Source organism: Actinacidiphila sp. bgisy160, assembly GCF_965342435.1.
GTDB lineage: Bacteria > Actinomycetota > Actinomycetes > Streptomycetales > Streptomycetaceae > Actinacidiphila.
This window is the reverse complement of sequence record NZ_CBDRCM010000006.1, coordinates 45,027-70,046: the sequence shown is the minus strand read 5'-3', so window position 1 is coordinate 70,046 and position 25,020 is coordinate 45,027. Positions and strand designations below refer to the sequence as shown.

The window sequence follows — 25,020 nt, the reverse complement described above, 5'->3', positions numbered from 1 at the left end:
GGGTGGTCAGCGTGGTCTCGGTCTTGGTTTCCTCTGCGGCGGGAGCGGCAGCGGGCTCCCCGGCCGCGGCCCCGTCGCGCGGGCCCTCCTGCGGATGCAGCGACGGAAACGGTCGGGTTCCGTACGGCGGGGTACCCGACGGGTACGCGGCTCCGCCCCGGCCCTGGGGGCCGGGGGACGGACGATCAGTTTCACGACTCAAAGCAGGCTCTCCCGGTTCGCTTCGCCACCCGTCACGGCCTTTCCGCGGGTGGCCCGGCGGCGCGCACCACCATACTGGGCGCCGCGTCGAAGCCGCCCGCCCGCCGGATGGAGACCGCCCTGATCAAAGGGGCTTATGTGACGCCAACCGCCAAAACGGGCGACGCTCGTTCCGCAACGGACGCAACGTGGCGCCTATCGTGCCTCAAGTGATCCACCGGCGGGAGGACGGGGTTGCACAAGGGTGGCCGACATCACGCCGGCCATCGCTCCGCCCAACAGGTAGACGTACGGGCTGATTCCGCTGGCGAACAGGAAGTCACCCTCCGGCCGGGCGGAGCTGAGCAGCATCACGGTGATCAGCCACACCGCCGCCGGCACCACCGCGCCCAGCCGCGTGCCGGTGAGCCTGGCACCGCCGTGGAAGAGCGCCGCGCTCCCGGCGAGCGCGAGCAGCAACCCGCCCGGGAACCAGGCGGCCTGGACCAGCGACCCCGCGACGGCGACCAGCACGCCCAGGACCGCGAGTACGGGGTAGGCGGCGCGCCTCATACCCCGGTCCCCGCGAACAGGTCGTCCTCCAGGCTCCCGGCCGGCGCGGGAACGCCCTTGACCAGCCGGTAGAACTCGGCGCCGAACAAGGGCTGTCCGAGGTCGTTGGAGAGCGCGAAGAACGGGCCGTCCACCGCGATCTGGGTCACGTGGGCCTTCATCGCCGCGGCCTTCCGCTCGGCGTAGCGGGCCTCCACGTCGATGGCGGCGGTCACCAGGTCGTCGTCCACCACGCCGGGGACGTCGTCGGCGGTCGCGATGCCCTCGAAGGGGATCTGCCGCCCGGCCCCGCGCAGCCGGGCGAAGCCCTCCTCGACCACGTGGCGCGGGATGCAGTTCCAGTAGATCTTGGCGACGGAGTGCGGGCCGCCGAGGTCACGCCGGTAGGACGGCTCGGCGGACAGTTCGGCGGCGCGCATGGCGACGCGGTGCGCCTGGATGTGGTCGGGGTGGCCGTAGCCGCCGTCGGGGTCGTAGGTGACCAGGACCTGCGGACGGACCTCGCGGATCACCTCCACGAGGTACGAGGCCGCCAGGTCGAGGTCCGCCTGCCAGAAGCTCTCGGGCCGGTCGTTCTGCGGCACGCCCATCATCCCGGAATCCCGGAAGCGGCCGGGGCCGCCCAGGAAACGGTGGTCGGTGACGCCGAGCTGCGCCATGGCGTCGGCGAGTTCGCCGGCCCGGTGCGCGCCGAGGGTGTCGTCGCGGTCGGGGGCCAGGTGTGCCAGCTCGGGCGGGATGACCTCGCCCTCCTCGCCGAGGGTGCACGTCACCAGGGTGACGTGCGCGCCCTCGGCGGCGTACTTGGCCATGGTGGCGCCGTTGTTGATCGACTCGTCGTCGGGGTGCGCGTGGACGAGCAGCAATCGGCGGGCGGGCAGTGCGGTCATGAGGAGAGCCTAGGGCAGGCCCCGCCGCTCACCGGGGCGCAGCCACGGGCTCAGAACTTGAAGTCCCCGATCATGCCCGCGACATTGTTGGTGAGGTCCCGGATCGTCGGCGCGATGGAGGAGCTCGCCAGATAGAACCCGAGCAGTACGCAGACCACCGCGTGCCCCGCCTTCAAACCGGCCTTCCTGACCAGCAGGAAGACGACGATCAGCAGCAGCAGCACCGCCGAAATCGAAAGTGCCACAGCGGCTCACCTCCAGGGCGTCAGGTTCCGACAGCAATTGCCAACCGGTTGTTACCCACTCTCGGCAGTGGATCATAACTTTGTGGCGTACCGCATAGCTCGTCGCACGGGAGCACGCGGGGGCGCATGGCCGGATCTCGCGGTTGGCGTGCGCCGGGCTCACCGGCGGGCGGTGGCACACTCCACCCATGACGCAAGCGCTCTCGTTCCCCCGGCAGTACGCCCGCACGCAGCGGTTCTCGCTCGGCGCCCCGCGCGCCTTCACCGTGTCGCCGGACGGCGGCCGGATCGTCTTCCTGCGCTCCCGTTCCGGCACCGACCGCTCGCACCTGCTGTGGGTCCTGGACCCGGAGTCCGGCGCCGAGCGGGTCGCGGCGGACCCCGCGGTGCTGTTGTCCGGCGCGGCGGAGGAGCTGTCGCCACAGGAGAGGGCGCGCCGGGAGCGCAGCCGGGAGGGCTCGGCCGGAATCGTCGGCTACGCGACCGACGACGCGGTGGAGCTGGCCGCGTTCGCCTTGTCCGGGCGGCTGTTCACCGCGGAGCTGCGGGCCGGTACGGCCCGGGAGATCGCCGTGCCGGGCCCGGTGGTGGACCCGCGTCCGTCGCCGGACGGCCGCGGGGTGGCCTACGTGGCGAACGGCGCGCTGCGCGTGGTGGCCGCCGACGGCGGCGAGGACCGGGCGCTGGCCGGGCCCGAGGGTCCGGACGTCACTTACGGGCTGGCGGAATTCATCGCCGCCGAGGAGATGTCCCGCAGCCGCGGCTACTGGTGGTCCCCGGACAGCGCCTGCGTACTGGCGGCCCGGGTGGACGCGTCCCCGGTCCGCCGCTGGTGGATCGCCGACCCCGCCAACCCCGGGCAGAAGCCGGCGGAGGTGGCCTACCCTGCGGCGGGCACGCCGAACGCCGAGGTCACTCTGGTGCTGCTGACGCTGGACGGTGCGGCCACCGCGGTGGAGTGGGACCGCGAGCGCTACCCGTACCTCGCGCAGGTGCACTGGTCGGCGGCGGGTCCGCCGCTGCTGCTCGTGCAGACCCGCGACCAGCGCGAGCAGCTGTACCTGGCAGTGGACACCGCCACCGGCGGCACCCGGGAGGTGCACCGGGACCGCGACGAAATCTGGCTTGATCTTTTCCCCGGGGTGCCTGCCTGGTTGCCCGGCGAGCGCCTCGTGCGGATCTCCGACGAGAACGGCTCACGATCGTTGTTCGTCGGCGAACAGCCTTGGACAGGACCGGAGTTGCACGTACGCGCGGTGCTCGGGACGGACGGCGACGGCGTGCTGTTCGCGGCCTCCGCGGGGCACGGCGCCAAGGACCCGGAGACCGGCGAGATTCATGTGTACCGCGCCGGCGAAGGCCCCGCCGGCGCGGTCCGGCTGAGCGGTGCGCCGGGCGTGCACTCCGCGGTACGGGCCGGGGCCGTCACGGTGCTGTCCTCCGCGTCCCTGGAGTCGGCCGCCACGGCGGTCCGGGTGCTGCGGGACGGCGAGCAGGTGGCGGAGATCGCCTCGCACGCCGAGACCCCGGTCCTCACCGCGCGCCCGGTGCTCGTCGGGGCCGGCGAGCGCGGCGTGCCGGTGGCGGTGCTGCTCCCCTCGGGGCACCGGGAGGGCGACGGGCCGCTGCCGGTGCTGATGGACCCCTATGGCGGACCGCACGGCCAGCTGGTGGTGAGCGCCCAGCGCGGCTACCTGCAGGCGCAGTGGCTGGCCGACCAGGGCTTCGCGGTGGTCGTCGCGGACGGCCGGGGCACCCCCGGGCACTCCCCCGCCTGGGAGAAGGCGATCGCCGGCGACTTCGCGGGTGTCACGCTCGACGACCAGATCCACGCGCTGCACGCGCTGGCCGGCCACTACCCCCTGGACCTCACCCGGGTGGGCATCCGCGGCTGGTCCTACGGCGGCTATCTGGCGGCGCTCGCGGTGCTGCGCCGCCCGGACGTCTTCCACGCCGCGGTGGCGGGCGCGCCGGTCACCGACTGGCGGCTGTACGACACGCACTACACCGAGCGCTACCTCGGCCACCCCGAACAGCGGCCGGCGGTGTACGCCACCAACTCCCTGGTCACCGACGCCGGTCTGGCCGACCCGGCGGACGAGGTCCGGCCGCTGATGATCATCCACGGCCTCGCCGACGACAACGTGGTCGCCGCGCACACCCTGCGCCTGTCCTCCGCGCTGCTGGCCGCCGGCCGCCCGCACGAGGTGCTGCCGCTGTCCGGGGTGACGCACATGACCCCGCAGGAGGAGGTCGCCGAGAACCTGCTCCTCCTCCAGGTCGCGTTCCTGAAGCGTTCCCTGGGGGTCGCGCGGGGTTAGGGCGGGTCCTGCAGGTACGCCGCCCGCGCCTCGGAGGAGGGGCCGGGCGGCGGCTGCTGCTGCCCGTAGGCGCCGAAGACGGGGAGGACGGCGGTCTGCTCGTACAGCGGCATCGACAGGGTGCCGGCGGCCGTGGGGACCTCCGCCTCCGCGTACGGGTCACCGCCGGACACGCCCACCGCCGCCAGGTCGCCGGGGGCCAGCAGCAGCGTCACCACCAGCGCGGCGCCCACCGCGAACGCGGCGGCGAAGTCGTCGGCGCCCGGGGCGTCGATCCGGGAGGTGCCGATCACCGGGACGGCGGTCGTGGCGAGCAGCCCGGCCACGCAGATGCCCAGCGGCCGGGCGAACGGGGCCCGCGCGAACGCGGCGAGGCCCGCGGCCGCGGCCAGCCCGGCGGTCGCCCAGACCAGCCACTCGTAGGGCGCCCCCAGTTGGGAGCCGACCAGGTAGCCGCCCTTGGCGGTGCGCCAGAAGAAGCCCGGCGGCCGCAGCGCCGCCGGGTCGGACCGCCGGGAGAACTCCAGGACGCCGGCGATGAGCGCGACCACCAGCAGCAGCATCCCCGCCAGCACGCCCGCCGCGGGCCGCGGCGGGGCGGGCGCGTCCTGGCCGGTGCGCCGTACGACCAGGAGCAGCACCAGGGCCCCGGCGATCTGCCCGCCCGCGGTCAGCAGCAGGGCCCCCTGCAGGCCGGGCGGACTGCCGCCCGAGGAGGGGGCCAGGAGGTACGCCGTGGGGGTGCGCAGCGCCAGGGTGATCACCGCGGCCGCCCCGAGGACCCCGACGCCGCCGGGCCTCAGGGACGCGACCGCGGCGGCCGCGTAGAGCCCGAGGAGCAGCAGGTCCACGGTGGAGGTCACCAGCGGCGCCCCGCCGGCCGGCACCGCCAGCCCCGCCCACACCCTGACGGCGCCCGCCGCCCGGAACTGCACGAGGTCCTGGCCCAGCCAGACCGCCTCGGCTGCCCCCAGGACGGCACAGACCATCCCTCCGAGTCGATACGCCTGCCGCATGGCCACCTCCCCGGCCGCTCCGGCAGCTGTCGTTCGGCCTTCCGGGGAGATACGCACCGGGGCGGTCCACCGTTCACCGGGGACGCACGGCGGCCGGCCGGGGTGACATGATCACCCCGGCCGGCCCACGGCACCCGCACGGCCGTACGCTGTTCAGCGTGACACGTCCGTATATCGGTGATGCGTCAATCAAGTTGCCTGCGTGTAAAAGAGTTTCATCCTGAATCCTCCGCATTCGCCGGAGCGACCCGGAAGCTGTCAAGCACGCGTTCGCGACAATATGCAAAACCTTGCCCCAAGATAACGGCGATCTCGCCTTCCGGTCGCTTCATCCTCTTGACTGGCCGCCAAATCCATTGCCCAATACCGGCTAGCTAGCCACGGGCGCCCACAGGCGCCACCAAAACTCTTTGGTGCGGGGGCAGATGACATGTCCAGTCCGAGCACGGCCGCAAACCGGCCGGAACCCGTTCCGGCAGAGGCCCCCGCCGATGTCGAGGGCACCGGGAAAGAACCCTCCGAACTCGTCGGGCGATCCCCGGGTCAGCTCGCCTGGCTGCGTTTCCGGCGCGATCGCACCGGAATGCTCTGCGCCGGCGTGGTGCTCTTCTACATCGTCATCGCGCTGGGCGCGCCGCTGATCTCCAAGCTCTACGGGAAGAACCCCTACGACCTGTACGGCCAGGACCTGGGTCTGCTCAACAGCTACGGGATCCCGCTCAAGCCGAACGGCGGCATCGACGGGGACTTCTGGTTCGGCCTCGAGCCGCAGCTCGGCCGCGATGTGTTCACCCTGCTGATCTACGGAATCCGCACCTCGCTGGGCATCGCCCTCGCCGTGACCACGGTCTCCGTCGTCGTCGGCGTGCTCATCGGGCTCGTCCAGGGGTATCTCGGCGGGCGTACCGACTACTTCGTGGGCCGGTTCTCGGACCTCATGCTGTCCTTCCCGCAGCAGCTGTTCTTCATCGCCTTCACGCCGGTGATCGTGGCGCTGTTCGTCTCCCCCCGTGACGAGGAGCCGACCTACGTCCGTATCGCGGCGCTGGTCATCGTCCAGTTCGTCCTCGGCTGGATGAGCGTGGGCCGGCTGGTGCGGGCCCAGGTGCTGAGCCTGCGCGAACGCGAGTTCATCGAGGCCGCGCGGATCAGCGGCGCCTCGTCGGCGCGGATCATCCGCAAGGAACTGCTGCCGAACATCTGGTCCACGATCCTCGTCCAGGCGACCCTGCTGCTCCCGGTGAACGTCACCGCCGAGGCGGGCCTTTCCTATCTCGGCGTCGGAATTCTGCCGCCCACCCCGGACTGGGGACTGATGTTCCAGCAGGCCGCGGCGTACTACGAGTCCGATGTCACCTTCATGTTCTTCCCCGGCATCGCCATGGTGATCTTCGTGGTCGCCTTCAACCTGCTCGGGGATTCGGTCCGGGACGCACTCGATCCCAAGACCGTGCGCTAGGTGTCCAAGCCGCCGCGCCGGGCCCCTGTGGGGGGAGACCGGGCACGCCGGTATCCGCAGTTCGGTTCACTGACAGGCAGGGATCAATGAGAATTCGCAAGGCGCGTTACGCCTCCGCGTTCCTGGCGTTGGGGGCTCTGACACTGTCCGCCGCGTGCAGCAGCGGTGGCGGCGGGGGGACGGGCACCGGCGGCGGTGAGGGCAAGAAGGCCACCGTGCAGAACTTCGGCATCGGCACGGCCGCCGACTCCAAGGGTCCCGCCCCGGAGGTCCCGGGGGCCAAGAAGGGCGGCACGGCCTACGACCTCTCCCAGGCGGGCTTCGACTACCTCGACCCCGGCCAGCAGTACGTCAGCGACCAGCTCTCGGTGCAGCTGCTCTACAACCGCTCGCTGACCGGCTACAAGATCGACGCGAAGACCGGCAAGACGATCCTGGTCGGCGACCTGGCCACCGACACGGGCAAGTCGTCCGACGGAGCGAAGACCTGGACGTACACCCTCAAGGACGGCCTGAAGTTCGAGGACGGCACCCCGGTGACCTCCAAGGACGTCAAGTACGGCATCGAGCGCCTGTTCGCCGACTACCAGACGCAGGGCCCGCAGTACATCCAGAAGTGGCTCTTCGGCCCCGACTACCGCAAGGCGTACGCGGGTCCGTACGAGGGCAAGGAGATCCCCTCCGACAAGATCGACACCCCGGACGACAAGACCATCGTCTTCCACTTCATGGAGGCGCACGCCGACGCTCCCTACGCGGCGGCGATGCCCAACATCTCGCCGGTGCCGAAGGCCAAGGACGACAAGCAGAAGTACAACAACCACCCGGTCGCCACCGGCCCGTACAAGATCGCGAGCTACAAGCCGGGCAAGGAGCTGGTCTTCGAGCGGAACCCCAACTGGGACCCGAAGAGCGACCCGATCCGCAACGCCTACCCGGACACCTGGAACTTCCAGCTCGGCATCGCCGAGCCGGGCCTGACCAACCGGCTGGCCGCCGAGAACGGCAACGACAAGTACGCGGTGAACCTCTGGGGTTCGTCGGACCCGTCGAAGATGCAGACCCTGACGACGGACGCCCAGTACAAGTCGCGCACGGTGAACGAGTACCAGCCGTACGTCGAGGTCATGAACATCAACACCAAGCGGATCACGGACCCCAAGATCCGCCAGGCCATCATGTACGCCTTCCCGATGACCCAGGTGCAGCAGGCCTTCGGCGGCGGCGCCCAGGGCGAGCTCGGCACCACCCTGCTCAGCCCGACCGTCGCCGGCTGGAAGAAGTACGACCCCTTCGGCAAGCTCGACAAGCCGGCCGGTGACATCGAGAAGGCCAAGCAGCTGCTGAAGGAGGCCGGGGTCACCGGCAAGGTCAAGCTCTCCTTCGCCTACGCCAACACCCCGCGCTGGCAGAACGTGTCACTGACCCTGGAGAAGGCCCTGGAGAAGGCCGGCTTCGACGTCCAGCGCAAGGCCATCGACCAGACCTCCTACTACACGGTGGTCGGCAAGCTCGACACCCCGTACGACCTCTACCGCACCGGCTGGGGCGCGGACTGGCCGAGCGCCTCGACCGTGGTCCCGCCGACCATGGACGGCCGCAACCTCGCCGACGGCACCAACAACTACTCGTTCCTCAACGACGAGCACGTCAACTCCGAGATCGACCGCATCCTGGCGATCACGGACATCACGAAGCAGAACGACGAGTGGCGCACCCTGTCCGAGTACGTGCTGAAGAACGACACGTCGCAGATCCCGTTCATCTTCGACAAGTTCTTCAACATCTACGGCTCGGGCCTCGGCGGCGTCAGCTACAACCAGGTCTACGGCGCCATCAACCCGAGCACGATCTACGTCAAGCAGTAGCTCCAGCGTACCCGCGCCGGTCCCGGCCCCTCCCCGGGCCGGGACCGGTGCCCCGACGGAAGAGCCTGTTCCATGCTGCGTTTCCTGGTACGCCGAGCGCTGGGCGCCGTGGTCATCCTGCTGCTCATCAGCGCCATCACGTACTTCCTCTTCTTCTTCCTGCCGTCCGACCCGGCACTGCTGTCCTGCGGCAAGAACTGCGATCCGCAGAACGTGGCCCTGATCCGCAAGAACCTCGGCCTGGACCTGCCGATCTGGACCCAGTACTGGCACTTCATGGTCGGCATCTTCGCCGGCCGCGACATGCCCGTCGGCCACTGCCCGGCGCCGTGCTTCGGCTACTCCTTCGCCGACCAGCAACTCGTCTGGGACACCATCGCCGACCGGTACCCGACCACTTTGTCGCTGGCCGTCGGCGGGGCCTCCGCCTTCCTGGCCATCGGCGTCGGCCTCGGGCTCGTCGCCGCCTGGCAGCAGGGCAGGGCCTTCGACCGGATCGCCAGCGGCGTCTCGCTGGTCGGCAACTCCGTTCAGATCTACTTCCTCGGACCGATCGCCATCGGCCTGTTCGCCACCAGCTGGCACCTCCTGGACCGCGGACACGACCCCGACTGGTCGCACGACCCGTGGGGTTCGGTGCGGGGGCTGATCCTGCCCTGCCTGGTGATGTCAGTGATCTTCTGGTCCAACTACAGCCGGCAGACCCGCTCGCTGATGGTGGAGCAGATGTCCGAGGACCACATCCGGGCGGCCCGCGCCAAGGGCATGTCCTCCCGCTACGTGTTCCTGCGCTACGCGCTGCGCGGCGCCGCCGCCTCCATCATCACCGTCTTCGGCATCGACCTGAGCTCCGTCCTCGGCGGCGCGATCATCACCGAGGTCACCTTCGGACTGCACGGCCTCGGCCTGCTGTCCGTGCAGGCCGTCCTCCGCAGCGACCTGCCGCTGGAGATGGCAGTGATGCTGATCGGCGCCACGATCATCGTCGTCTGCAACATCGTCGTCGACGCCGCCTACGCCCTCATCGACCCGCGGATCAGGCTTTCGTGAGCCGGGACGCCTGCCGGCACGCAGAGGAGAAGCACAGTTGAGCATCCTCACCAAGACCGAGGCGGGGCCGCCCGGGCCCGGGGACCCCGCACCGTCCGGGCCGTTCCTGTCGGTCCGCGACCTGTACGTGCAGTTCGCCACCGAGGACGGCGTGGTCAAGGCCGTCGACGGGCTCTCCTTCGACCTGGAGCGCGGCAGGACCCTGGGCATCGTCGGCGAGTCCGGCTCCGGCAAGTCGGTCACCAACCTGGCGGTCCTCGGCCTGCACAACCCCCGCAACACCACCGTCCGCGGCGAGATCGTGCTGGACGGGCAGGAGCTGACGGGCGCCTCCGAGCGGACCCTGGAACGGTTGCGCGGCCGGAAGATGGCGATGATCTTCCAGGACTCGCTCACCGCGCTCTCGCCGTACTACACGGTCGGCCGGCAGATCGCCGAGCCCTACATGAAACACATGGGCGCCTCGAAGAAGGCTGCCCGGGAGCGTGCGATCGAGATGCTCACCCGGGTGGGCATCCCACAGCCGCGGCTGCGGGTGGACGACTTCCCGCACCAATTCTCCGGGGGCATGCGGCAGCGCGCGATGATCGCGATGGCGCTGGTCTGCGACCCGGAGCTGGTCATCGCCGACGAGCCGACGACGGCGCTGGACGTCACCGTGCAGGCGCAGATCCTCGACCTGCTGAAGGATCTGCAGCGGGAGACGGGCACGGCGATCATCATCATCACCCACGACCTGGGCGTGGTGGCCGACACGGCGGACGACGTGATGGTGATGTACGCGGGGCGCTGCGTGGAGCGCGGCGCGGTGCGCGAGATCCTGCGGACTCCCGAACACCCCTACTCCTGGGGCCTGCTGGCGTCCATCCCGCGGCTGTCGGCGCCGGTGGACCTGCCCCTGTCCCCGATCCCCGGCACCCCGCCCAGCCTGCTCGACCCGCCCTCCGGCTGTCCCTTCCATCCGCGGTGCGCCTTCGCCGAGGAGGTCGGCGGCGGGCGCTGCGCAACCGTGCGGCCCGGGCTGCCGGAGGGCGAGCGGCGCGGCTCCGCCTGTCACCTGGGCCAGGAACGGAAGCGGGAGATCTTCGCCGGGCAGATCCGGCCGCGGCTCGGCGGAGGTGCGCCGTGAGCATCCCGCAGCAGGACGACGCGCCGAGGGAGACCATGAGCACGCTGCTCGAAGTGACCGGTCTGCGCAAGTACTTCCCCGTGCGGAGCGGCTTCCTGATCAAGCGCCATGTGGCCGACGTACGGGCCGTGGACGGCATCGACTTCAGCATCGCCGAGGGCGAGAGCCTGGGCCTGGTCGGCGAGTCGGGCTGCGGCAAGTCCACCACCGGGCGGCTGGTGACCCGGCTGCTGGAGCCCTCCGCGGGACGGATCAGCTACCGCGGCAAGGACATCGCGCACTCCTCGCGCAAGGAACTGGCCCCGATCCGCTCCGAGATCCAGATGATCTTCCAGGACCCGTACGCCTCGCTGAACCCGCGGCAGACCGTGGGGCACATCGTCTCGGCGCCTTTGGAGATCAACGGGATCAACCCGCCGGGCGGTCGCGAGAAGCGGGTGCGCGAGCTGCTGGAGACCGTGGGCCTGAGCCCCGAGCACTACAACCGCTTCCCGCACGAGTTCTCCGGCGGCCAGCGGCAGCGCATCGGGGTGGCCAGGGCGCTGGCGCTGGAGCCCAGGCTCATCGTGGCGGACGAGCCGGTCTCGGCACTGGACGTGTCGATCCAGGCCCAGGTGGTCAACCTGCTGCAGCGCCTGCAGCGGGAACTGGGGATCGCCTTCCTCTTCATCGCCCACGACCTCGCGGTGGTACGGCACTTCTCGCAGCGCGTGGCGGTGATGTACCTCGGGCGGATCGTGGAGATCGGCGACCGCCGGGACATCTACGAGCGGCCCCGCCACCCGTACACTCACGCGCTGCTGTCCGCCTCCCCCGAGCCGGACCCGGACGAGCGGGTGGCCAACGAGCGCATCCGCCTCGCCGGCGACGTGCCCTCGCCCGTCTCTCCGCCGTCCGGCTGCCGCTTCCGTACGCGCTGCTGGAAGGCGCAGGACAAGTGCGCGACCGAGGAACCGCCCCTGGTCCGGCTGGAAGGGAACCGGGACGGGCACCTGAGCGCGTGCCACTTCCCCGAGGAGCCGACGACCGCGGCACGGGGCGAGGACGTCGTCCTCGACCCCGCGCTCGCCGCGCTCGAGGAGACGCCCGCCGACAAGACCCCTTGACCCGGGCCGACAGACGTCTCCGCTCCGAGCCCGGCCCGCGCCCACACCCCTGCACCACCGGGCGCGGGCCGGGTTTCTCGTGGCTCGGTCCGCCGCCGGGGCGCCCCGGCCGGCGATGGGGGCACCCCCAGCCGCCGGGCCGGGGGAGGCCGGCCGTGCTCGGTCCCTCGTCCCCGGGACCTTGGCGTGCTCTCCCTTCCGGCACCGGCCGCGCCCCTTCGGCTCACTCGCCCCGGGGCTCCGGCGGCACCACCGTCCTCTCCTCGGCGAAGTGGCACGCGCTGTCGTGTGCCGCCGGGGAGTCCACACCGCGGAAGACCGCGGGCACCGCCAGCGCCGGCACCTCCAGCGTGCAGCGTTCCCGCGCCTTCCAGCAACGGGTGCGGAAGCGGCAGCCGGACGGCGGATCGGCGGGTGAGGGGACGTCGCCGCTGAGGATGATGCGCTCGCGGCGCCCGCGCGCGCCGGGGTCCGGCACCGGCACCGCCGAGAGCAGCGCCTGGGTGTACGGGTGGGTGGGGTGCTCGTAGATCTGGGTGTCGTCGCCGGTCTCGACGATCCGCCCCAGGTACATCACCGCCACCCGGTCCGAGATGTGGCGGACGATCGACAGGTCGTGCGCGATGAAGACGTAGGAGAGGTCGAACTCGTCCTGCAGCCGCTCCATCAGGTTGACGACCTGCGCCTGCACCGAGACGTCCAGCGCCGAGACCGGCTCGTCGGCGACGATGACCTCGGGCCGCAGCGCCAGGCCGCGGGCGATGCCGATGCGCTGCCGCTGGCCGCCGGAGAACTGGTGCGGATAGCGGTTGACGTGCTCCGGGTTCAGGCCGACGACGTCCAGCAGTTCGCGCACCCTGCGGCGCCGGTCGCCCTTGGGCGCGGCCTCGGGGTGGATCGCGTACGGCTCGCCGACGATGTCGCCGACCGTCATCCGCGGGTTGAGCGAGGTGTACGGGTCCTGGAACACCATCTGGATGTTCCGGCGCACTGCCTTCAGGGCCCGGCCCGACAGCTTGGTGATGTCCTCGCCCTTGTAGAGGATCTGCCCCTTGGTGGCCCGTTCCAGGTGGACCAGGAGCCGGGCCACGGTGGACTTGCCGCACCCGGACTCGCCGACGACCCCGAGCGTCTCGCCCCGGTACAGGTCCAGGTCCACACCGTCGACCGCCTTCACCGCGCCGGTCTGCCGCTTGAAGAGGATCCCCTGGGTGAGGGGGTAGTGCTTGTACAGCCCGCGCACCTGGAGCACGGGCTCACCGCCGCCGCTCACCGAGGCACTCCCTCCAGAAGTGGCAGGCGCTGCCCCGCCGGGCGCTGATCCGGTAGAGCTCCGGCTCGTCGGTGGCGCACACCTCCCGGGCCAGCGGGCAGCGCGGATGGAAGGCGCAGCCGGACGGGATGCGCAGCAGGTTCGGGGGCAGGCCCTTGATCGCGTAGAGCTCCTGGCCCTTCTGGTCCAGGCGCGGGATCGACTCCAGCAGGCCCTTGGTGTACGGGTGCGCCGGCCTGCGGTAGATGTCGTGGACGGGCGCGGTCTCGACGATGCGCCCGGCGTACATCACCGCGATGTGGTCGGCGACGTCGGCGACCACGCCGAGGTCGTGGGTGATGAGGATCAGGCCCATGCCGTACTCGCGCTGCAGCTCGGCCAGGAGCTCCATGACCTGTGCCTGCACGGTGACGTCGAGGGCGGTGGTCGGCTCGTCGGCGATGATCAGTTCGGGCTCCAGGGCGAGCGCCATCGCGATCATGATGCGCTGGCGCATGCCTCCGGAGAACTGGTGCGGGTACTGCCCGACGCGATCGCGCGCCGCCGGGATCCGCACCCGGTCCATCAGTTCCACCGCCCTGGCCCGGGCGTCCTTGCGGGACATCCCCCGGTGGACCCGGAACATCTCGCCGAGCTGCTCGCCCACGGTCAGCACCGGGTTGAGGGCGGACAGCGCGTCCTGGAAGATCATCGCCATCCTGGCGCCGCGCACCTTGCGGCGCTCCTCGGCGCCCATGGTGAGCAGGTCCTCACCGTGGAAGAGGATCTCGCCGCGGGTGACGAACCCGGGCGGCGAGTCGAGGATGCCCATGACGGCCTGCGCGGTCACCGACTTGCCGGAGCCGGACTCGCCCAGCACCGCGAGCGTCTGGCGGGGGCGCACCGCGTAGGAGACCCCGTTGACGGCCCGGGCGACGCCGTCGCGGGTGCGGAACTCCACGTGCAGGTCGCGTACCTCGAGCAGCGGCTCGTCCTGGGCCGCGGTGGCCGTCGCTCCCGCGTCCATCAGCGCAGCCTGGGGTCGAGGGCGTCGCGCACCGCGTCACCGAGCATGATGAAGGCCAGCACCGTCACGCTCAGCGCCCCGGCCGGCCAGAGCAGCATATGCGGGGCGTTGCGGATCTGCGTGGAGGCCTGGGAGATGTCGATGCCCCAGGAGACCGTGGGCGGTTTCAGCCCGACGCCGAGGTAGGACAGGGTGGCCTCCAGGGAGATGTACGTGCCGAGCGCGATGGTCGCCACGACGATGACGGGCGCGACGGCGTTGGGCGCGATGTGCCGCAGCAGCACACGGGAGTTGCCGGCGCCGAGGGCGCGGGCGGCCTGGACGTAGTCGTTCTGCTTGGCGGTGATCACCGAGCCGCGGGCGATGCGGCCGATCTGCGGCCAGCCGAGCAGCACGATGAAGCCCACCACCGGCCAGACGGTGGTGCTGGCGACGACGGACAGGAAGACCAGGCCGCCGAGGACGATCGGGATGCCGAAGAAGATGTCGCTCACCCGTGAGAGCACCGCGTCGGCCCAGCCGCCGTGGTAGCCGGCGAGGCCGCCGAGCAGCGCGCCGAGCAGGGCCGCTCCGACGGTGGCGCAGATGCCCACGGTGACCGAGGCGCGCGCCCCGTGGACGACGCGGGTGTAGACGTCGCACCCCTGGGTGTCGAAGCCGAAGGGATGGCCGGGCGACGAGCCCTTCTGGGAGTTGTCCAGGTTGCAGCTGAGCGGGTTGCCGGGGGCGATGAGCTGCGGCCAGAGGGAGATGACGACGAGGAAGACGATGATCAGCGCGGCGATCACGAAGACCGGGTTGCGCCGCAGGTCACGCCAGGCGTCCGACCACAGGCTGCGCGGCCGTTCCGGCCCGGGCCCCGACGGGGACGGTGCCCCGCCGGAGGCCGGCGCCCGCTCCAGGGTGCGTGCCTCGTCCTGGCCCAGCCCCATCGAGGCTCCCGTCCCGCCGGCCGGCTCCACGGCCTCGTCGGGGTGGTTGCGCGGCTCAGGCATAGCGGATCCTCGGGTCGAGGACGGCGTAGAGCAGGTCGACCAGCAGGTTCGCGAGGAGGAAGACGATGACCAGGATGGTCACGAAGCCCACCACGGTCGCCGAGTCCAGCCGCAGGATGCCCTGGTAGAGCTGGTAGCCCACGCCGTGGATGTTGAAGATGCGCTCGGTGACGACGGCCCCTCCCATCAGTGCCCCGATGTCGGTGCCGATGAAGGTGACCACCGGGATGAGGGAGTTGCGCAGCAGATGACGGGTGATCACCCGGCGGCGCGGCAGCCCCTTGGCGACGGCGGTCCTGACGTAGTCGGCGCGGACGTTCTCCACGACGGAGGCGCGGCTGAGCCGGGTGACGTAGGCGAGCGAGGTCAGGGCCAGCACGAACGCCGGCACGATCAGTTCGTCGAACCGTGCCTGCGAGGAGACCGAGGGCGAGATGACGTTCCACTTGACGCCGAGCAGGTACTGCAGCACATAGCCGGTGACGAAGGTCGGCACGGAGATGACGACGAGGGTGCCGAGCAGCGTCGCGGTGTCCGCGGGGCGGCCGCGGCGCAGGCCGGTCAGGACGCCGAGGGTGATGCCGATGACGATCTCGAGGAGGACGGCCAGGATCGTCAGCCGCAACGTGACCGGCAGGGCGGAGGCCAGCAGCTCGGTGACCGGCTGTCCGTTCCATGCGATCCCGAAGTCGCCCCGGAAGATCTGCCCCATGTAGCGCAGGTACTGCTGCCACAGCGGGTGGTCGAGATACAGGTCGTGACGGATCTGCGCGGCCGTGGCGGGGTCGCAGGCGCGCTCCCCGCAACGGGCCTGGACCGGGTCGCCGAGCGCGTACACCAGCACGAAGATCAGCGCGGTGGTGCCGGCGAAGACCGGGATCATCTGCAGCAGACGGCGGACGACGTACCGTCCCATGGGCGTCAGCTGACCTTGATCTGGTCGTAGACGGGGACGCTGAAGGGGTTCAGCGTGACGCCGGAAAGCCGCTGCGACCAGCCCGCGCTGCCGTTCTGGTACCACAGGGCGATCGCCGGGACCTGCTGCGGCAGGATCCGCTCGGCCTCCTTGAAGGTCCGCACGGCCTTGGCGGGGTCGCTCTCGGCGTTCGCCCGGTCGACGAGCCGGTCGAAGCGGGCATCGCTGAAGTGCGCGTCGTTGGAGGAGGCGTCGGTGTAGTACAGCGGCTGCAGGAAGTTCTGGATCAGCGGGTAGTCCATCTGCCAGCCGGCCCGGAACGGGTTGTTCATCCGCCGGCCCACGATCTGGTTGCGGAAGTCGGCGAAGGTGCCGACGGGATCGCCGACGCAGGCGTCGTCCTTGCCCAGGGCGTTGTTGATGCTGTTGCAGACGGCGTCGACCCAGTCCTTGTGGGAGCCGCTGTCGGCGTTGTACGTGATCCTCATGGTGCCGCCGGGCAGCCCGCCGCCCTCCTTGACCAACTGCCTCGCCCGGGCGGGGTCGTAGGTGCAGACCCGGCCGCACAGGGTGTCGTCGAAGCCGCCGTCCGCGCCCAGCACGGGTGAGGTCCAGTCCCGCGCCGGGATGCGGGTGCCGTGGAAGATCTGCCGGGTGATCTGGTCGCGGTTGATCGCCATGGAGATGCCCTGGCGGAGCTTCTCGGAGTTCTTGCCCGACCAGGCCTTGTCGTAGAGCGGGAACGCGAGGGTCTGGATGATGCCGGCCGGGGTGTTGAGGTAGCGGCCGCCCAGGTCGCTCCTCACGTTCTGCAACTGGGCGGCGGGGACGTCGTCGACGAGGTCGAGGTTGCCGGCCTGCAGGTCGGTGTAGGCGGTGTTGTTGTCCGTGTAGACCTTGAGGTCCACGCCGTCGTTGACGGCCGCGTCGGCGCCCTTGTAGCCGTCCCACGCCCGCAACTGCATGCCCTGGCCCTTGGTGTAGGACTCCACGCGGTACGGGCCGTTGCCGACGGGCTTCCTCACCCAGGCGGCGTGGTCGGTGAAGAAGGCCCGCGGCAGCGGCATGAAGGCGGCGTAGCCGAGGGTGTCGGGCCAGGTGGAGAACTTCTGGTTGAGCGTGACGGTGAAGTTCAGGTCGTCCTGCCTGGTCAGGCCGGACAGCTTCCGGGCGGCCGGTTTCCCGGACTCCGGGTGGACCTTGTCGTAGCCCTCGACGTACCGGAAGAAGGACGCGTTGATCTGCTTGTTCGTCACGAGCGCCCCGTAGTTCCAGGCGTCGATGAACGAATCGGAGGTGACCTTCTCGCCGTTGCCGAAGGTCCAGCCGTCCTTGATCTTGATCTTGAAGGTCCGCTGGTCGGTGGTCGTGATCGAGTCGGCGATGACGTTCTCGGCGGCGGCCGTCCGCGGGTTGTACTTCTTCAGGCCGCGGAAGATCATGTCGAGCACCTTGCCGCCTTGCACCTCATTGGTGTTGGCGGGCTCCAGCGGATTGCGCGGGTCGGTCCACGAGGCGCTGAACACGCCGGAGCCGTCGCTCGCGCCGCCCCCGTCCCCACCCCCGCAGCCCGTCGCCACCAGGGCGGCCGCGGCCGTGCCGACGGCCCACCTCGCCGCGCTCCGTCGCATCGGATGCCTCCTCGGGGAGCTCTACGCCATGAAGGACACGAGGCTCACCATGACATCGCAAACCCTGACATATTGCACAGCGGCTCACCGGCCCGGGGCCGCCCCGAGGGGGACAGAGGGTTTTCCCTATGTGCCGGTCCGTCAATGAGGGTCATCCCGATAGTCAGGTTAAATTTCGACCAAAAAAATAAAGGATCCATCACGACGAACCGGTGCTCGTTGACGCGGCCACAATTCGGTTGCGAAAGTCCCATCAACCCTGCAAGCCCGGCCGGAATACGCACGACCTGCGCAGACGGCCGGGGCAAATGTTTCGGCCGTGCTACACCAGTATGTCAGAAGCGGCCGGTGAACAAAGTTCAATCTTGTTATTCGTTCGAAACGAACCGACTGAGAGTGTGAGCCGTGGGCCGTTACCTGCTGCGCCGACTGATCAACCACGTGGCGCTGGTTCTCATCGCGGCCTCCCTCACGTACTTCCTGGCGGCGATCAGCCTGAACCCGCGCGCCAATTTCGCCGGCCGGAACCCCCCGGTGGCGGCCTCCTCGGTGACGGCCACCCTGAACGACTACAATCTCAACCCCGACACCCCGGTCGTGGTCCGCTTCGCCCACTGGGCGAACGGCGTGGCGCACGGGGACCTCGGACGGACCGTCACCGGCGGCGAGGTCAACGATGAGTTCGGCCGCCGCGTCGGGGTGAGCACCCGCCTGCTGCTGATCGCCACCATCCTGGGCTCCATCGGCGGTGTCCTGATGGGTGCCTGGGGGGCCATCAGGCAGTACCGGACATCGGACCGGGTCACCACACTGGCCTCCTTCTTCGTCCTGGCCATGCCGGTGTTCGTGATCGCGGTGACCTTCAAACTCTGGGCGATCGACATCAACGACGCCGTGGGACACAAGGTCATCGAGTACACGGGTGAGTACGATCCCGGCCTGACCGGGACGGGGGAGATCCTCGCCAGCCGGCTGCAGCACCTGCTGCTGCCCAGCCTGACCCTGATCGTCATCCAGATCGCCCTGTACAGCCGCTACCAGCGCAGCACCATGCTGGACGTCCTCGGCAGCGACTTCCTGCGCACCGCCCGGGCCAAGGGCCTGTCGCGGCGGGCGGCGCTGATGAAGCACGGCCTGCGCACCGCGGTCCTCCCGGTGGTCCCGCTGCTGGTCTACAACGTCGTCCTGCTCTTCACCGGCGCGACCTTCACCGAGAAGATCTTCGGCTGGCACGGCATGGGCGAGTGGCTGGTCAACTCCATCAGCACGAACGACGTCAACGCGGTCGCCGCCGTCGGCATGTTCACGGCGTTCGTGGTCCTGATCGCCGGCCTGCTGTCCGATGTGCTCTACGCGGCGCTCGATCCCCGCGTACGGGTGCGCTGAGACCCACCGCACCCTTCCGCCGCCCCGATCCCGCGTTCCAGGAGCGTCCACCCATGGCCGTCCAGACCCCCTCCGTACAGCCTCCCGCGCAGGCGCCCACCGCATTGGCCGACCAGCCCGCCAAGCGCCGCGCGAGCAGCCGGCTCCGGCTCACCGCCGTCCGCTTTTCCCGCAACCGCATGGCCCTGTTCGGGCTGGTCATGCTGGTCCTGCTCTTCCTGATGGCCTATGTCTCGCCGCTGTTCTACAAGTGGGACTACACCGAGCTCGACTTCACCGCCTTCCAGAAGCCACCGTCGGCGAGCCACTGGTTCGGCACCGACCAGACGGGCTCCGACCTCTTCGCGCTCACCGCCCGCGGTATGCAGAAGTCACTGGTGATCGGCATCCTGACCGGTCTCATCTGCACCTTCGTCGCCGCCGCGGTCGGCGCCTGCGCGGGCTACTTCGGCGGCTGGACGGACCGCTCTCTGATGTGGGTGGTCGACCTACTGCTGGTGATGCCCAGCTTCCTGATCATCGCGGTGCTGTCGCCCCTGTTCCAGGGCACCACCTGGCTGGTGTTCGTGGTGCTGCTGGCGGGGTTCAGCTGGATGATCACCGGCCGAGTGGTCCGCAGCATGACGCTCACCCTGAAGGACCGTGAATTCGTCAAGGCCGCCAAGTACATGGGCGTGCCCGCGCCGGTCATCATCTTCCGGCACATCCTGCCGTCGATGGCCTCGATGCTGATCATCGACGGGACGATCCAGGTCGGCGCGGCGATCATCGGCGAGACCAGCCTGTCCTACTTCGGCTTCGGTGTGCAGTCCCCCGACGTCTCGCTGGGCACGGTCATCGCCACCGGCACCCCGGCGGCCCCGTCCTTCCCGTGGCTGTTCTACTTCCCGGCCGGCTGCCTGGTGCTGATCTGCCTGTCCATCGCCTTCATCGGCGACGGCCTGCGCGACGCACTCGACCCCAACTCCAGCGGCGCCAAGGCCCGCGCCCCCCGCACCTCCAAGAGCACCACCAAGGAAGGACGCACGTCGTGAGCGAGACGCCCCCCGCCCTTGAGGTCACCGACCTCCACGTCTCCTTCCCGAGCGAGGCCGGGCCGGTCAGGGCCGTGCGCGGCGTGTCCTTCTCCGTGCGTCCCGGCGAGGTCCTCGGCATCGTCGGCGAGTCCGGCTCCGGCAAGTCCGTCTCCTCCCTCGCCGTCCTCGGACTGCTCCCGGAGACCGCCGACATCAAGGGCTCGATCAAGCTGCACGGCCGTGAGCTGCTGGAGCTGGACGACCGGGACATGACGGAGATCCGCGGCAAGGACATCGCGATGGTCTTCCAGGACCCGCTGTCCGCGCTGACCCCGGTCTACTCCGTCGGCGACCAGATCGTCGAGGCGCTGCGGATCCACCAGGACCTCGACAAGGACGCGGCCCGCAAGCGCGCGATCGAGCTGCTGGACCTGGTCGGCATCCCGGACCCGGCGCGGCGCGCCGACGCCTTCCCGCACGAGTTCTCCGGCGGCATGCGCCAGCGCGCGATGATCGCCATGGCGATCGCCAACGACCCCGAGGTGATCATCGCCGACGAGCCGACGACCGCCTTGGACGTGACCATCCAGGCGCAGATCCTGGACGTGCTGAAGAAGGCCCAGGAGGTCACCGGCGCCGCCATCGTCATGATCACCCACGACCTGGGCGTGGTGGCCGGCTTCGCCGACCGGGTCCAGGTGATGTACGCGGGCCGCCCGGTGGAGACCGGGACCGTGGACGACGTCTACTACTCCCCGCGCATGCCGTACACCATCGGCCTGCTCGGCTCGATCCCCCGGCTCGACGACGGCGGGCGCCACGCGCTGACCCCGATCGACGGCAACCCGCCCTCGATGGTGGATCTGCCGACCGGCTGCCCCTTCGCGGCCCGCTGCCCCATCGTCACCGACGTGTGCCGACGCGTCGAGCCCGAGCTGACGTTGCGCGAGGGGGGCAACCACCCCACGGCCTGCCACCGCAGCCACGAGCTGGTGGCGGGCGGCGCCCTCGACCCCGCGACCATCTATCCGGTGCCGGCGCTGCCCGAGGTCCCGGCCGACTCCGTGCCGCGCGCGGACCGTGCCCCGGTGCTGGAGGTCGACGGGCTGGTCAAGCACTTCCCGCTGCTCCAGGGCGCGGTCATCAAGCGCAAGGTGGGCGAGGTGCGCGCGGTCGACGGCATCAGCTTCGACATCCGCGAGGGCGAGACCCTCGGCCTGGTGGGCGAGTCGGGCTGCGGCAAGACCACCACGCTGCTGGAGATCCTCGACCTGCCCTCGGGGCAGTCCGGCACGGTCACCGTCTTCGGCAAGGACATCCGGGGGCTGAAGGGCGCCGAGCGCAAGGCGCTCCGCCGCGACCTGCAGGTGGTCTTCCAGGACCCGATGGCCGCGCTCGACCCGCGGATGCCGGTCGGCGACATCCTCGCCGAGCCCCTCAAGACCCACGGCTGGTCCCGGGACCGCATCGCCGCCCGGGTGCCGGAGCTGCTGGGCCAGGTCGGGCTCGACCCGGACCACGTGGACCGCTTCCCCGCGGAGTTCTCCGGCGGGCAGCGCCAGCGCATCAGCATCGCCAGGGCGCTGGCGCTGGAGCCGAAGCTCGTCGTCCTGGACGAGCCGGTGTCGGCCCTGGACGTCTCCATCCAGGCCGGTGTGCTCAACCTGCTGGACGAGCTCAAGGCGCGCATGAACCTGAGCTACCTCTTCGTGGCGCACGACCTGTCGGTCGTACGGCACATCGCCGACCGGATCGCGGTGATGTACCTCGGCCGGATCGTCGAACTCGGCTCCGCCGAGGCGGTCTTCGAGGCGCCCTCCCACCCGTACACCCAGGCGCTGCTCTCCGCGGTGCCGCTGCCCGATCCCCGCAAGGAGCGCGAACGCAGGCGCATCCTGCTCACCGGCGACCTTCCCAGCCCCGCGGACGTGCCGACCGGCTGCCGGTTCCGCAACCGCTGCCCGAAGTTCGCCTCCCTCGACGAGTCCGACCGCGGCCGGTGCCGCGAGGAGGACCCGGCACCGACCGGACTGGCGGGCGACCACACCGCGGCCTGCCACTTCGCCGCCGCCGTCACCGTCGTGTGATTTCCCACCCCGCAAGAGGAGAGAGAGTCCGTTGAACAGAACACGTATGTCCGTCGCCGTGGTGGCGCTGGCCACGGCGAGCGCGCTGACCCTGACCGCATGCGGCGGCGGGGACGGGAAGAGCGACGCCGCGTCCAAGAAGAACTCGGTGCCCAAGTCCAGCGTCAACAACATCAAGGCCACCGACCGCGACCAGCTCAAGCAGGGTGGCACCCTGAACTGGCCGCTGGGCGAGATCGCGGAGAACTTCAACTACAACCAGATCGACGGCACCCTGGCCGACGGCTACGACGTCGAGCGCGCCGTGATGCCGATCATCATGATGTCGGACGCCACCGGCACGGTCACCCCGAACCCGGACTACCTGACCTCGGCGGAGGTCGCCGACAGCTCCGGCAAGCAGGTCGTCACGTACAAGATCAACCCCAAGGCCAAGTGGTCCGACGGCACCCCGCTGTCCTGGAAGGACTTCGAGGCCAGCTGGAAGGCGCTGAACGGCAAGGACGCCAAGTACAAGATCTCCTCCAGCACGGGCTACGAGCTGATCAGCGGCGTCGCCAAGGGCGCCAACGACCAGGAGGCCGTGGTCACCTTCTCCAGCCCCTTCGGTGACTGGAAGAGCCTGTTCAGCCCGCTCTACCCGGCCAAGGTCATCGGCACCCCGGACGGCTTCAACACCGGCTACCTGGGCAAGTTCCCGGTCACCGCGGGCGCCTTCAAGTTCCAGGGCATCGACAAGACCACCAAGACCCTGACCGTCGTGCGCGACGACAGCTGGTGGGGCAACAAGGCCATCCTGGACAAGATCATCTACCGCGCCCTGGACTCGGACGCCACCGCCGGCGCCTTCGCCAACGGCGAGGTCGACTTCTTCAACGTCGGACCCGACTCGGCCGCCTACAAGCAGGCCAAGGAGGTCAAGGGCGCCGACCTCCGCAAGGCGGCCGGCCCCAACTACCGCCACGTCACCTTCAACGGTGCCCGCGGCCCGCTGAAGGAGGTCAAGGTCCGCCAGGCCATCATGTCCGCCCTGAACCGGCAGGCCATCGCCGAGTCCGACCTGCAGGGCCTGGACTGGGACGCCAAGCCGCTGAACAACCACTTCTTCGTCACCAACCAGAAGGGCTACAAGGACAACTCCACCGGCATCGGCACCTTCGACCAGGCCAAGGCCAAGAGCCTGCTGGACGAGGCCGGCTGGAAGCAGGACGGCGAGTTCCGCACCAAGGGCGGCAAGACCCTGGAGCTCGACTTCGTCATCCCGGCGAACGTCAGCACCTCCGCCAACGAGGGCAAGCTGATGCAGCCGATGCTCAAGGCGGTCGGCATCAAGATGAACATCAAGTCGGTGCCGCTGCAGGAGTTCTTCGACAAGTACGTCAACACCGGCAGCTTCGACCTGACGGCCTTCTCCTGGCTCGGCACGTCCTTCCCGGTGTCGTCGACCAAGTCGATCTACGCCAAGCCCGTGGGTGACAACATCCAGCAGAACTACACCGGCGTCGGCAGCGACGAGCTGGACGCGGCCATGAACAAGGCCGCCGCCGACACCGACCCGGCCCAGGCGATCGACGACGCCAACGCCGCGGACCTGCTGATCTGGCAGCAGGCCAACCTGCTCCCGCTGTACCAGCGTCCCGACATCTACGCGGTGAAGAAGAACCTGGCCAACATCGGGGCCTACGGGTTCCAGGACCTGCGCTACGAGAACATCGGCTTCCTGAAGTAGGCCGCGCCGGCTCCCGGCACCGCGTCCGCCCCGTCACCGCCCGGTGACGGGGCGGACGCCTTCCTATTGCGTGGACCAAGTGACCCTCGCTGTGGCACAGTTGACCGCCCCGCACCCACCGGCCCGCGGCCCGCCCCCGCGAAGGACAGGATCCCCGCCATGCCGCTCGCGAGCTCCCTGCCCTACGCCGATGTCTTCGCCCATTTCGGGGTGGCGCGGGCCGATCGTCCCGCCCGCTCGCTGCACCCGCACTCACCGGTCTTCCGGTGCCGAGTGGACGGTACGGAAGCGGTGCTGAAGAGGGCCGCCTCGCCGGAGCCCGCGGCGGCGGCCGTCGCCGGCTGGACGCGCGCCCTGGCGGCCCGCGGCGTACCGGTGGTGACCCCGCTCGACGGGCCCGCCGCGAACCCGGCCACGATCGGCGAGGAGGCCTGGGTGGCCTACCCCTGGGTGGAGGGCCGCCCCTACTCCGGCGCGGAGGCCGACATCGAGGCGGCGGGCGACCTGCTGGGACGGCTGCACGCGCACAGCGCCGAAGGCCCCGCCGGCGTCCCCGCCTTCACCTGGCCGGACCACGAACCGGCGGACCTGGAGGCCGACCTCGACGCGCTGCGCCCCGCCCTGGAGCAGTACGCTCCGGCGGTCCGGCAGGCCGCCACGGCCCGGCTGGAGCGGTGGTCGCGGTCGCTGATGACGCGGCTGATGCCCGAGCTGCGCGACGGGGGCCTGCCCCATGTCGTCGCGTCGATGGACTTCAAGGCGAACAACCTGGTCTACTCCGGCGGCGGACCGGTCCTGGTCGACCCCGAGAACGCCGAGTACGCGCCCCGGCTGCTCGACCTCGCACTGGCGCTGCTGCTCTTCCACACCGAGTCGCCGGGCGCCCCGCCACGGCCGTTCACGCCCCGCGAATGGGCCGTCTTCCACGGCGCCTACCGCCGCCACTGCACGCTGACCGCGGCCGAGGTGGCCGCGTGGCCGGCGGCCGTGCGCTACATGCAGGTCGAGTGGGGCGTCTGGACGCTCCTGGACGCCACCGAGAGCGGCGACTGGGCCGACCCGCACCAGCGGGCCTTCCTCACCGCGCTCGCGCTCGCCGGGCCGGACGACCGTCCCGTACGGCCGTGAACAGCCCTGCACGGCC

20 protein-coding genes are annotated in these 25,020 nt (G+C 70.3%); 11 read left to right on the top strand and 9 right to left on the bottom strand.

Going from position 1 to position 25,020, the window contains the following annotated elements; genetic code table 11:
• Positions 1-396: 396 nt before the first annotated feature.
• The 3 genes from ACRWNP_RS07995 to ACRWNP_RS07985 are packed head-to-tail and all read right to left on the bottom strand — an operon-like array spanning position 397 to position 1,888.
• Positions 397-753 (bottom strand): DUF6113 family protein, encoded by a 357-nt coding sequence (locus ACRWNP_RS07995; protein WP_431960320.1) that lies wholly within the window; start codon positions 751-753, stop codon positions 397-399.
• A complete protein-coding gene (gene mshB, locus ACRWNP_RS07990; RefSeq protein WP_431960319.1) occupies positions 750-1,643 on the bottom strand; it encodes an N-acetyl-1-D-myo-inositol-2-amino-2-deoxy-alpha-D-glucopyranoside deacetylase in 894 nt (297 codons plus the stop codon). Before mshB ends, ACRWNP_RS07995 begins: the two co-directional genes overlap by 4 nt.
• 50 nt (positions 1,644-1,693) lie before the next feature.
• Entirely contained in the window at positions 1,694-1,888 is a 195-nt protein-coding gene (locus tag ACRWNP_RS07985; protein WP_431960318.1) for a hypothetical protein, read from the bottom strand.
• Positions 1,889-2,076: 188 nt separating this feature from the next.
• Here ACRWNP_RS07985 and ACRWNP_RS07980 point away from each other — a divergent pair, with 188 nt between their 5' ends.
• A complete protein-coding gene (locus ACRWNP_RS07980; protein ID WP_431960316.1) occupies positions 2,077-4,209 on the top strand; it encodes a prolyl oligopeptidase family serine peptidase in 2,133 nt (710 codons plus the stop codon).
• On the opposite strand, the gene ACRWNP_RS07975 is transcribed toward ACRWNP_RS07980, so the two are convergent.
• Positions 4,206-5,198, bottom strand: coding sequence for a hypothetical protein (locus ACRWNP_RS07975; RefSeq protein ID WP_431960315.1), 993 nt, complete (start codon positions 5,196-5,198; stop codon positions 4,206-4,208). The two genes, ACRWNP_RS07980 and ACRWNP_RS07975, sit on opposite strands and share 4 nt — an antisense overlap.
• Before the next feature lie 457 nt (positions 5,199-5,655).
• Here ACRWNP_RS07975 and ACRWNP_RS07970 point away from each other — a divergent pair, with 457 nt between their 5' ends.
• The 5 genes from ACRWNP_RS07970 to ACRWNP_RS07950 all read left to right on the top strand — a co-directional run bounded on the left by ACRWNP_RS07970 (position 5,656) and on the right by ACRWNP_RS07950 (position 11,837).
• Positions 5,656-6,684: an ABC transporter permease gene (locus ACRWNP_RS07970; protein ID WP_431960313.1), complete on the top strand. Its 1,029-nt coding sequence runs from the start codon at positions 5,656-5,658 to the stop codon at positions 6,682-6,684.
• 86 nt (positions 6,685-6,770) lie between these two features.
• Entirely contained in the window at positions 6,771-8,552 is a 1,782-nt protein-coding gene (locus ACRWNP_RS07965; protein ID WP_431960312.1) for an ABC transporter substrate-binding protein, read from the top strand.
• A 72-nt stretch (positions 8,553-8,624) separates the two neighbouring features.
• Positions 8,625-9,602, top strand: a complete 978-nt coding sequence (locus ACRWNP_RS07960) for an ABC transporter permease (protein WP_431960311.1) — start codon at positions 8,625-8,627, stop codon at positions 9,600-9,602.
• A 37-nt stretch (positions 9,603-9,639) separates the two neighbouring features.
• Complete coding sequence (locus ACRWNP_RS07955; protein WP_431960310.1) at positions 9,640-10,731, top strand: ABC transporter ATP-binding protein; 1,092 nt, start codon at positions 9,640-9,642, stop codon at positions 10,729-10,731.
• 35 nt (positions 10,732-10,766) lie between these two features.
• Complete coding sequence (locus tag ACRWNP_RS07950; protein WP_431960437.1) at positions 10,767-11,837, top strand: ABC transporter ATP-binding protein; 1,071 nt, start codon at positions 10,767-10,769, stop codon at positions 11,835-11,837.
• A gap of 223 nt (positions 11,838-12,060) precedes the next feature.
• Here ACRWNP_RS07950 and ACRWNP_RS07945 read toward each other — a convergent pair whose 3' ends face one another.
• The 5 genes from ACRWNP_RS07945 to ACRWNP_RS07925 are packed head-to-tail and all read right to left on the bottom strand — an operon-like array spanning position 12,061 to position 17,658.
• Positions 12,061-13,110 (bottom strand): ABC transporter ATP-binding protein, encoded by a 1,050-nt coding sequence (locus tag ACRWNP_RS07945; protein WP_431960309.1) that lies wholly within the window; start codon positions 13,108-13,110, stop codon positions 12,061-12,063.
• Positions 13,094-14,116, bottom strand: coding sequence for an ABC transporter ATP-binding protein (locus ACRWNP_RS07940; protein WP_431960308.1), 1,023 nt, complete (start codon positions 14,114-14,116; stop codon positions 13,094-13,096). The genes ACRWNP_RS07945 and ACRWNP_RS07940 overlap by 17 nt, the downstream gene beginning before the upstream one ends.
• Complete coding sequence (locus ACRWNP_RS07935) at positions 14,116-15,111, bottom strand: ABC transporter permease (RefSeq protein ID WP_431960306.1); 996 nt, start codon at positions 15,109-15,111, stop codon at positions 14,116-14,118. The genes ACRWNP_RS07940 and ACRWNP_RS07935 overlap by 1 nt, the downstream gene beginning before the upstream one ends.
• Positions 15,104-16,027: an ABC transporter permease gene (locus ACRWNP_RS07930; RefSeq protein ID WP_431960305.1), complete on the bottom strand. Its 924-nt coding sequence runs from the start codon at positions 16,025-16,027 to the stop codon at positions 15,104-15,106. Before ACRWNP_RS07930 ends, ACRWNP_RS07935 begins: the two co-directional genes overlap by 8 nt.
• Positions 16,028-16,032: 5 nt before the next feature.
• Entirely contained in the window at positions 16,033-17,658 is a 1,626-nt protein-coding gene (locus ACRWNP_RS07925; protein WP_431960304.1) for a peptide ABC transporter substrate-binding protein, read from the bottom strand.
• A gap of 405 nt (positions 17,659-18,063) precedes the next feature.
• Between ACRWNP_RS07925 and ACRWNP_RS07920 the strand changes: the two genes are divergently transcribed.
• The 5 genes from ACRWNP_RS07920 to ACRWNP_RS07900 all read left to right on the top strand — a co-directional run bounded on the left by ACRWNP_RS07920 (position 18,064) and on the right by ACRWNP_RS07900 (position 25,004).
• Positions 18,064-19,044, top strand: coding sequence for an ABC transporter permease (locus tag ACRWNP_RS07920; RefSeq protein WP_431960303.1), 981 nt, complete (start codon positions 18,064-18,066; stop codon positions 19,042-19,044).
• Positions 19,045-19,097: 53 nt separating this feature from the next.
• Complete coding sequence (locus ACRWNP_RS07915) at positions 19,098-20,078, top strand: ABC transporter permease (RefSeq protein ID WP_431960302.1); 981 nt, start codon at positions 19,098-19,100, stop codon at positions 20,076-20,078.
• A complete protein-coding gene (locus tag ACRWNP_RS07910) occupies positions 20,075-22,147 on the top strand; it encodes an ABC transporter ATP-binding protein (RefSeq protein ID WP_431960301.1) in 2,073 nt (690 codons plus the stop codon). The genes ACRWNP_RS07915 and ACRWNP_RS07910 overlap by 4 nt, the downstream gene beginning before the upstream one ends.
• A 31-nt stretch (positions 22,148-22,178) precedes the next feature.
• Positions 22,179-23,876, top strand: coding sequence for an ABC transporter family substrate-binding protein (locus ACRWNP_RS07905; RefSeq protein ID WP_431960300.1), 1,698 nt, complete (start codon positions 22,179-22,181; stop codon positions 23,874-23,876).
• Between the two features lie 159 nt (positions 23,877-24,035).
• Entirely contained in the window at positions 24,036-25,004 is a 969-nt protein-coding gene (locus ACRWNP_RS07900; RefSeq protein WP_431960298.1) for a phosphotransferase, read from the top strand.
• Positions 25,005-25,020 lie beyond the last annotated feature (16 nt).